The organism is Rhizobium sp. 01N447_2, from assembly GCF_056399245.1.
Genome location: NZ_JBFTQY010000004.1, coordinates 158,776 through 165,306, shown reverse-complemented (window position 1 = coordinate 165,306; position 6,531 = coordinate 158,776). Strand labels below are relative to the sequence as shown.

Here is a 6,531-nt window from a genome sequence, read left to right as displayed (position 1 = left end):
GGCCGGCGGAGAGATAACCGAAGGGAAGGCGGGTGATTTCCGAAAGGCCAACGGCGTCAGCGGCGTCCTCGATGGAGAGACCGGCACCGCTTCCGATATTGCCGAGAAAGGTGCGCCAGAAACCGAGGTTTTCTGCAACCGTAAGTTCATCCTTCATCGCATTTCTATGGCCGAGGTAGTGGCTTACTTCGCCGGCATGTCTGTCTGCCCCGCTCTCTCCATCGTGGAAGATGACGGTGCCTTTTTCCGGCCTCAGCAAGCCGGCGGCCACACGCAACAAAGTGGACTTTCCCGATCCATTTCTTCCCGTGAGGACAAGCGCCTCGCCGGCTGCCAAGTGAAAGGAAATGTTAACGAAAATGAGATCCTCACCGCGCCTTGCAGCCAGATTTTCGGCGGTGAGATGCATGCGTCGGCTCTTTCCTGGTTTCGGCTTGCGGCGGGGTCAAAAAATGTCCGATTTTGACCGTCCTCGGGTATGGCAAGTTTTTAGGAAATTATCTATAAGACCTGCAACCACGCCAGCGGTCGGCGTGAATTTCATCCTTGCGCCGAACTTGGAGCGTCTGTTCCACGTGCGGACAGCGGAAATGGCCGTACCCRCATCCTGATGTGCATTAAGTGCATAGGCGTTCGCACGACTGTGTTGGCTATCAGAAACGGGGTATCTCGTGTCTAAATCTCTTGACAGTTTCAATTGTCGTTCCACGCTTTCCGTCAACGGGAAGGACTATGTCTATTACAGCCTGCCCAAGGCTGAGGCAAACGGTCTGGCCGGCGTGTCGAAGCTTCCCTATTCGATGAAGGTGCTGCTCGAAAACCTGCTGCGCTTCGAAGACGGCCAGTCGGTCACCAAGGAGCACATCCTGGCTGTCGCCGAATGGCTGAACAACAAGGGTGCGGTCGAAAACGAAATCGCCTATCGCCCGGCGCGCGTGCTGATGCAGGACTTCACCGGCGTTCCCGCCGTCGTCGATCTTGCCGCGATGCGCGACGCGATGGTGTCGCTCGGCGGCGATCCCGAGAAGATCAACCCGCTCGTTCCCGTCGATCTCGTCATTGACCACTCCGTCATCGTCGACGAATTCGGCACGCCGCAGGCTTTCGCCCGTAACGTCGAGCTGGAATACCAGCGCAACGGCGAGCGCTACCGCTTCCTGAAGTGGGGTCAGCAGGCCTTCAAGAATTTCCGCGTCGTGCCTCCCGGCACCGGTATCTGTCATCAGGTCAATCTCGAATATCTCGGCCAGACCGTCTGGACCAAGGAAGAGGACGGCGAGACGATCGCCTATCCCGATACCTGCGTCGGCACGGACAGCCACACGACGATGATCAATGGTCTCGGCGTTCTCGGCTGGGGTGTGGGCGGTATCGAAGCGGAAGCTGCGATGCTCGGCCAGCCGGTCTCGATGCTGCTGCCCGAAGTCATCGGCTTCAAGCTGACCGGCAAGCTCAAGGAAGGCGTGACCGCGACCGACCTCGTTCTCACCGTCGTGCAGATGCTGCGCAAGAAGGGTGTCGTTTCGAAGTTCGTCGAATTTTTCGGCCCCGGCATGGACAACATGCCGCTCGCCGACCGCGCGACGATCGGCAACATGGGCCCGGAATATGGCGCCACCTGCGGCTTCTTCCCGGTCGATGGCGAAACCATCAACTACCTTACCATGTCCGGCCGCACACATGACCGAATCGCCCTCGTCGAAGCCTATTCGAAGGCACAAGGCATGTGGCGTGAGGGCGACGGTTCCGAGCTCGTCTTCACCGATACGCTGGAACTCGATCTGAACGACGTCGTGCCGTCGATGGCCGGCCCGAAGCGTCCGGAAGGCCGTATCTCGCTCGAGAATATCGCGACCGGTTTCGCCGGCTCGATGGACGCGGACTACAAGAAGCCCGGCCAGTTGAACAACCGCTATGCGGTCGAAGGCACCGACTTCGATCTCGGCCATGGCGACGTGGCGATCGCCGCCATCACGTCGTGCACCAACACCTCCAACCCGTCAGTGCTGATCGCCGCCGGCCTTCTTGCCCGCAACGCCGTTGCCAAGGGACTGAAGACGAAGCCGTGGGTGAAGACCTCGCTGGCACCGGGATCGCAGGTCGTCGGCGAATATCTCGCCAAGTCGGGCCTGCAAGCCGACCTCGACAAGCTTGGCTTCAACCTCGTCGGCTTCGGCTGCACCACCTGCATCGGTAATTCCGGCCCGCTGCCGGCGCCGATCTCGAAGACGATCAACGACAAGGGCCTTATCGTTTCCGGCGTTCTCTCCGGCAACCGCAACTTCGAAGGCCGCATCTCGCCCGACGTGCAGGCGAACTATCTCGCATCCCCGCCGCTGGTCGTCGCTTATGCGCTTGCCGGCACGGTGCAGACGGATCTGACCAAGGAGCCGATCGGCGAGGACCAGAGCGGCAACCCGGTTTATCTCAAGGACATCTGGCCGACCTCGAAGGAAGTTCAGGAATTCATCCTGAAATACGTGACCCGCGAGCTTTACGAAAGCAAGTATGCCGACGTCTTCAAGGGCGACGTCAACTGGCAGGCCGTTCAGATCCCGCCGGGCCAGACCTATGCCTGGGACGACAATTCGACCTATGTGCAGAACCCGCCCTACTTCGTCGGCATGGGCAAGAAGGGCAGCGGCGTTTCCGACATCAAGGGCGCCCGCGTCCTCGGCCTGTTCGGCGACAAGATCACCACCGACCACATCTCGCCCGCCGGTTCGATCAAGGCGGCATCGCCGGCCGGCGCCTACCTCATCGACCACGACGTCGCCGTTGCCGACTTCAACCAGTACGGCACGCGCCGCGGCAACCATGAAGTGATGATGCGCGGCACCTTCGCCAATATCCGCATCCGCAACCACATGCTCGGCCCGAACGGCAAGGAAGGTGGCTACACCATCCATTACCCGTCGAAGGAAGAGACCTCGATCTACGACGCCGCGATGCAGTACAAGCAGGAAGGCGTGCCGCTCGTCATCTTCGCCGGTGTCGAATATGGCAATGGCTCCTCCCGCGACTGGGCTGCCAAGGGCACCAACCTGCTCGGCGTCAAGGCGGTGGTCGCCCAATCCTTCGAGCGCATCCATCGCTCGAACCTGGTCGGCATGGGCATCATCCCCTTCGTCTTCGAAGAGGGCACGACCTGGCAGAGCCTCGGCCTCAAGGGCGACGAACTCGTCACCATCGAAGGTCTGGAAAAGATCAAGCCACGCGAGAAGAAGATCGCCAGGATCACCTATGGCGACGGCACCGTGAAGGAGGTTCCGCTGCTGTCGCGCGTCGATACGCTCGACGAGGTAGTCTACCTCAACAATGGCGGCATCCTGCAGACGGTTCTGCGCGACCTCGCTGCCTGATTTTTAAGACACTCACATGATAATGGCCGCCGGAGAGCAGTTTCCGGCGGTTTTTCTTTGCGGCGACAGTCTTTAAACGGGGCTCACGATGATTTGTTTTACGCAAGTTCCCGTCTAGCTACGTCTCACCCGTTCGTGACTTTTCGTTTGGACCCGGAAGGATTATTCGTACGTTCATATGTCAGGGCCTCCGGTTCCAACATGCCGTCGGCGCTGAAAAAGAGGTGCAGGTGAATGTCCCCCCGTTTTTTGATTCCGCTGATCGCCGGCGTTGTTCTCTCAGGCCCGTTGCAGGCCGAAGACGGCACACCGAAAGGTGTCGTCGAACTCTTCACGGCGCAGGGCTGCTCCTCCTGTCCTCCTGCTGATGCCGCTTTCCGCAAGCTGGTGAACCAGGGCGATGTCATCGCGCTCGCCTATCATGTCGATTACTGGAACTATCTCGGTTGGGCCGATACGCTGAGTTCCAAGGAAAATACCGAGCGGCAGTATGGCTATGCCAAGACAATGGGCCGCAGCAACGTCTACACGCCGCAGGCGATCGTCAATGGACGCGGCCATCTGGCTGGCGCCGATCTCAATGGCATCAACAGCCAGATCAACACCTATAGCAGCGAAGGCAATGGGCTGACCGTTCCGATCAGTGCCGCGATGCGCGGCGATGAGCTGGAGATCAAGATCGGCGCGGGACAGGGCAAAGCCAATGTCGTGATGGTCTATTTCGACAAGGAAAAGACCATCGACGTCGAAAAGGGCGAGAACAGCGGCCAGAAGATCTCCTATCTCCACAGCGTCACCAATGTCGAAACCGTCGGCATGTGGGACGGCAAGGCGACCAGTCTGACGCTGCCGGCTAGCGTGCTGCAACGGCCGCAGCTCGAGGGCTGCGCGATTCTTCTTCAATCGGCAACCGCAGACGGCGATCCGGCTGCGATCCTTGGCGCGACCGTGGTGATGGCTGGCAAAAATATCTGAAATTTCATCCGGCTGCGGATGAAATGCTGGGGCGGCCCGGCCGAGCGTATTCGGGGCTGGGGTTAAGGTCGATACGCTCCGCCGGGCCCTTTGGCGCGCTGGCGCCAAACTGGAGCTCATAAATCTCCTGCAAATGAGGCGCTGTTTTGACTGAAATGCGGCGCTGCGGAGAAAGCGTTGGCCTGCCCAGCGCCCTTGCCCGAGAGACGCGCGGCGCTGTAGTGCGGCTGAATGTGACAGCCGGCACTCTTGCAATTTGCGGCGGCTCGGGCAAACTGTCACCCTCCTGTCACATGTGGAGGCCTTGTGAGACTGATGACAGATCAGCCGGATTTGCGACACGGCGAAAGCCGTTCCGTCGACCACAGTTCCTCAGTCGTCGTCGATCTCAGGGAATACAAGCAAAGCAAGGACCCGCTTCCGGTGACCTTCCACCGGCGCGAACTGGACGCGATCCTCTGGATCTACGGTCGGATGGTCGGTGATGGTGAATGGCGCGACTACGCCATCGATCACCTGAAGGACAGGGCGGTCTTTTCCGTTTTCAAGCGTTCCGGCGAAATGCCGCTCTTCCGCATCGAAAAAAACCCGAAGCTCGCCGCCAAGCAGGGCGCCTATTGCGTGATCAGCGTCAACGGCACGATCCTGAAGCGCGGTCACGAGCTGAACCAGGTGCTGAAGGTCTTCGACAAGGCCCTGAAGCTCGTCGACAAGTAAGCCGCATCAGCCGTTAAACAGCGTGCCGGGATAGGTCGACGGGTCCGGATCTGTGCTCATACCCTCACCGAGGGCGCGCTGCATGAACATCGTATCCAGCCAGCGGCCGTGCTTGTAGCCGGTGCCCTTCATCAGACCAACCTCCTCGAAGCCGGCCGTGCGATGGAGCGCGATCGAGGCGGGGCTGGCGCCGCCGATGACAGCTGCCATCTGCCGAAAGCCGAGGGTGGTGCAACGGATGATCAGTTCGGCGAGCAGCGCCTTGCCGATACCGCGGCCGCGGGCTTGCGGCGCCAGATAAATCGAATCCTCGACCAGCCAGCGATAGGCAGGACGCGTGCGGAAGGCCGAGGCATAGGCGTAGCCGAGCAGAGTTCCATCCGCATCGGTTGCGGCAATATAGGGATATTGCTGGCCGACGATCGCCGAAAAACGCAACGCCATCTCGGCCTCGGAGGGCGGCACGATCTCATAGCTCGCGACGCCGTTCAGGACGGATTCGCGATAGATATCGGCAATGGCGGGAATATCGGCTTGTGTGGCGTCGCGCAGGAGGAAGGACATTTTGGCGGCAGGTCCGTTGGCGAGGATGTGTCTTCCTAAAACCATCCCGCGAAAGCCTGCGCAACAAAAAAGGCGGCCGAAGCCGCCTTTTCGATCAGTCGGTCCTGCTTATTTACGGTTGCCCATGAACTGCAGCAGGAACATGAAGAGGTTGATGAAGTCGAGATAGAGCGTCAGCGCACCCATGATCGCCTTGCGACCAGCCACGGCAACGTCATCGGCTTCCAGGTACAATTCCTTGATCCGCTGGGTATCGTAGGCGGTGAGGCCTGCGAAGATCAGGACGCCGAGCACCGAGATGGCGAACTGCACGGCAGACGACGCCAGGAAGATGTTGACGATCGAGGCGATGATCAAGCCGAAAAGACCCATCATCAGGAACGAACCCATCGCCGACAGATTACGCTTCGTCGTGTAGCCGTAAAGCGACAGCGCGCCAAAGGAGGCGGCGGTGACGAAGAAGGTCTGAACGACGCTCTGACCCGTGTAGATCAGGAAGATCGATGAGAGCGACAGGCCGACGAGCGCGGCATAGACCGCAAAGGTCGTCTGAGCGGCGGCCACCGTCATCGTATTGATCCGGAAGCTCAGGAAGAACACCAGAGCCAGCGGCGCCAGAATGACCACCCACTTCAGCGGGCTCACATAGATCGCCTGACCGAAAGCGGTCAGCTCGCCATTGGCGAAGGCGAATTGGAACGACAGATATGCGGCCACACCGGTGATCGCCAGACCCAGCGCCATCAGGTTGTAGACCTTGAGCATATAAGCGCGCAGGCCTTGATCAATCATCTCGCCGGTCTGAGCGCGGCTTTGATAGTTACGAAGATCAGCCATAGTTTCCTCTTACAAGCTCCGATGGAAATACGGTGTCGGGGTTTTCGACCCGGGCGCCGCTGCGGAGCTCCAGCAT

Annotated in this window: 6 protein-coding genes; 3 read left to right on the top strand and 3 right to left on the bottom strand. The window is 59.8% G+C overall.

Features of this window, described 5'->3' with window-relative positions; translation table 11 throughout:
- Nucleotides 1-409 (bottom strand): heme ABC exporter ATP-binding protein CcmA (gene ccmA / locus AC1ECN_RS04385; RefSeq protein WP_477952282.1); only part of this gene is annotated, 409 nt, incomplete at its 3' end.
- Nucleotides 410-671: 262 nt separating this feature from the next.
- Between ccmA and acnA the strand changes: the two genes are divergently transcribed.
- The 3 genes from acnA to AC1ECN_RS04370 all read left to right on the top strand — a co-directional run bounded on the left by acnA (nucleotide 672) and on the right by AC1ECN_RS04370 (nucleotide 5,054).
- Complete coding sequence (gene acnA, locus AC1ECN_RS04380) at nucleotides 672-3,362, top strand: aconitate hydratase AcnA (RefSeq protein ID WP_012759357.1); 2,691 nt, start codon at nucleotides 672-674, stop codon at nucleotides 3,360-3,362.
- Between the two features lie 234 nt (nucleotides 3,363-3,596).
- Nucleotides 3,597-4,337 carry a DUF1223 domain-containing protein gene (locus tag AC1ECN_RS04375; protein ID WP_017995441.1) on the top strand — a complete coding sequence of 247 codons (741 nt, stop codon included), beginning with the start codon at nucleotides 3,597-3,599 and terminating at the stop codon, nucleotides 4,335-4,337.
- Between the two features lie 315 nt (nucleotides 4,338-4,652).
- Nucleotides 4,653-5,054, top strand: a complete 402-nt coding sequence (locus AC1ECN_RS04370; protein ID WP_041935591.1) for a DUF2794 domain-containing protein — start codon at nucleotides 4,653-4,655, stop codon at nucleotides 5,052-5,054.
- Nucleotides 5,055-5,060: 6 nt separating this feature from the next.
- On the opposite strand, the gene AC1ECN_RS04365 is transcribed toward AC1ECN_RS04370, so the two are convergent.
- Together AC1ECN_RS04365 and AC1ECN_RS04360 are read right to left on the bottom strand one after the other, a co-directional pair.
- Complete coding sequence (locus AC1ECN_RS04365; RefSeq protein WP_130673573.1) at nucleotides 5,061-5,618, bottom strand: GNAT family N-acetyltransferase; 558 nt, start codon at nucleotides 5,616-5,618, stop codon at nucleotides 5,061-5,063.
- Nucleotides 5,619-5,726: 108 nt separating this feature from the next.
- On the bottom strand, nucleotides 5,727-6,455 hold the full coding sequence (locus tag AC1ECN_RS04360; protein WP_012759353.1) for a Bax inhibitor-1/YccA family protein: 729 nt from the start codon (nucleotides 6,453-6,455) through the stop codon (nucleotides 5,727-5,729).
- Nucleotides 6,456-6,531: the final 76 nt, after the last annotated feature.

Excerpts from the sequence above, each read along its gene's own strand:
- AC1ECN_RS04375 (WP_017995441.1), top strand. The coding sequence starts at position 3,597 with ATGTCCCCCCGTTTTTTGATTCCGCTGATCGCCGGCGTTGTTCTCTCA.
- AC1ECN_RS04370 (WP_041935591.1), top strand. The coding sequence starts at position 4,653 with ATGACAGATCAGCCGGATTTGCGACACGGCGAAAGCCGTTCCGTCGAC.
- AC1ECN_RS04365 (WP_130673573.1), bottom strand. The coding sequence starts at position 5,618 with ATGTCCTTCCTCCTGCGCGACGCCACACAAGCCGATATTCCCGCCATT.
- AC1ECN_RS04360 (WP_012759353.1), bottom strand. The coding sequence starts at position 6,455 with ATGGCTGATCTTCGTAACTATCAAAGCCGCGCTCAGACCGGCGAGATG.